Consider the following 2,471-nt stretch of genomic DNA (forward strand, 5'->3'; position numbering starts at 1 on the left):
CAAGGATGATTTTGATGACAAATTAATGTTAACAGCAACTGGATTATGGAACTTATACTTGATGGCAGCATAAATAATAAAATCACTAACTAAATATATCTGTTTTCATTTTATTTTTTTTGTAATCTAAGTTATTTCCCAACAACTCTAATAGATGAAATTTAGAGAACACCCCCTATGGTTTACCTATTACCTAGATTGAGAGGTCATTTCAGTTATCAGTTATCACTTATCAGTTATCAGTACCTCCTGCTGTTTGCGCAGCATGACCTAGGAAACCAGGAGGCAAGAAAATACGGAATATTCTTTTCTCTTGGTCGATTGGATATGGCGAGGAAACCTCGCCATCCCATCCTGACGGAATGCTCCGCAAACGACCGCTTTTTATACCCTTAAAAGAGGAGGCGTAACTACCCAAATTTTTCGGTCACAGAGGGGCATCAAGTCCTTATAAATTATTCCATCAATTACCAACACCAAAATAATCTATGACTGAGTTTAATAATTTAGAAACGTCCTAACTTTTGCTTCAATTACTATACAAAATTTTACCGAATAATTAATAATTAGCAATTATTAATTAAATCATTCAGCTTTATTACCCACATTCCGCACGTCAAGTTGTAACATTAAAAGTAGTATAAAAAAGCGTAGCTTGCTAGGTATTTATACTATGTAAATCATCTTCATTGACCTTTCTCAAGAGTCAAATTCTGAGGAGATATTAAGCATAAATGCTTAGTTAATTGTTGATTTATTAAGTTACCACTATGATTTATTCCTGAATTCTGACTCCTGACTCCTGACTCCTGACTGCTTTTTTATGCTACATTTTGAAGTGCGGAATGTAGGTTATAAGAAACCGGGTTTGTTGGATGTTAATGTCATTACGGCAGGGCATTTAACACAAACCCGGTTTCTATGCTTTTTTACACCGACACTACCGGATTTGATATTACAGGAGATGTCCCTTTAACAAAAAAGATGATTTACGACCTAAAAAATGGTATTGAAGCCATTCCCATACGACTCCTGACTCCTGACTCCTAACTCCTAACCTAATTACCCAAAAATCAAGGTATAAAGCCTCTCCATTCATGGATAAAAAAGTGGTCGTTTGCGGAGCATTCCGTAGGATGGGATGCCGAGGTCTCCCGCTCTTATCAGAGCCGCTCCGCTAACGGCATATCCAATCGACCAAGAGAAGAAAAAAAAATCCTTTTAGTCAATCCTTCTATTACAGAAGAGGTAATAATTAATTATTAATTATTAATTATTAATTGTTGAATTTTGCCTTTTAACTTTTGACTTTTAACTTTTATTTCCCATGTCGTTTTTGATGCCACTGCCAAGCATGAGCAACAATTTCTTTCACCTCTGGATATTTCGGAGACCAACCCAATACTCTCCTTGCTTTATCACTACTCCCTACCAAAATAGGTGCATCTCCAGGTCGGCGATCGCGCTCCTCTACCTTAAATTCTCTGCCAGTTACTTGTTTGACAGTCTCTATCACTTCCCTAACCGAAAACCCATTACCATTACCTAAATTAAAGATCTCGCTGTTACCACCATTCAATAAATATTCTAATCCCAAGACATGAGCATCTGCTAGATCGCACACATGAATATAATCTCGAATACAAGTACCATCAGGAGTATCATAGTCTGTGCCAAAAATTGATATAGAGTCTCGCCTGCCCAATGCTGCAAATAATACTAGGGGAATTAGATGAGTTTCCGGATTATGATCTTCTCCAGTTAAACCATTAGGGTGCGCTCCCGCTGCATTAAAATAACGGAAACAAACCGACTTAAAATCATAAGCAACTTCAAAGTCTGCCAGTATTTGTTCTATCATCCGCTTACTCGCACCATAAGGATTAATCGGATTTTTCGGATGGTCTTCAGGAATAGGACTGGTTTGGGGTTCCCCATAGATAGCAGCAGTCGAAGAGAAAACAAACTTTTTCACATCTGCTTTGAGCATCGCTTCTAATAATGTTAGTGTGCCAAGTACATTATTGTGGTAATATTTTTGGGGGTCTTTAACTGATTCGCCGACAAAAATGTATGCAGCAAAGTGCATTACTGCTGCAATGTTGTGAGTAGCAAAAATTTTATCTAATAAGGAGCGATCACTCGTATCCCCAACAATCATTTCTACTTTTAGGACATTTTCTACGATGTCCCGATGTCCGTAGACGAGGTTATCAAGAATTACTACATCATAACCTGCATTTTGTAAAGCTTGAACTGCATGGGAACCGATATATCCTGCTCCCCCACTTACTAAAATAGTTTGCTTAGTTTGTGACACTTTTTTAATTTCCCTACACTATTCTGAGTCTTTATTACAACTATACAGCAGAAAATTTCCAATCCCCTATAGAACCCCTGAAGGGATCTATTTAGGGTTTGCGCTCAAAAGTCTTTTTTAAGGAGTAGGGGAGCGGGGGAGTAGGGGAGTA

At 37.8% G+C, this 2,471-nt stretch carries 1 protein-coding gene; it reads right to left on the reverse strand.

Annotation, left to right across the window (positions count from 1 at the left end):
• Positions 1-1,318 precede the first annotated feature (1,318 nt).
• On the reverse strand, positions 1,319-2,320 hold the full coding sequence (gene galE / locus AFK68_RS01830) for a UDP-glucose 4-epimerase GalE (RefSeq protein ID WP_094671173.1): 1,002 nt from the start codon (positions 2,318-2,320) through the stop codon (positions 1,319-1,321).
• Positions 2,321-2,471 lie beyond the last annotated feature (151 nt).

The organism is Hydrocoleum sp. CS-953 (genome assembly GCF_002260545.1).
GTDB lineage: Bacteria > Cyanobacteriota > Cyanobacteriia > Cyanobacteriales > Microcoleaceae > Trichodesmium.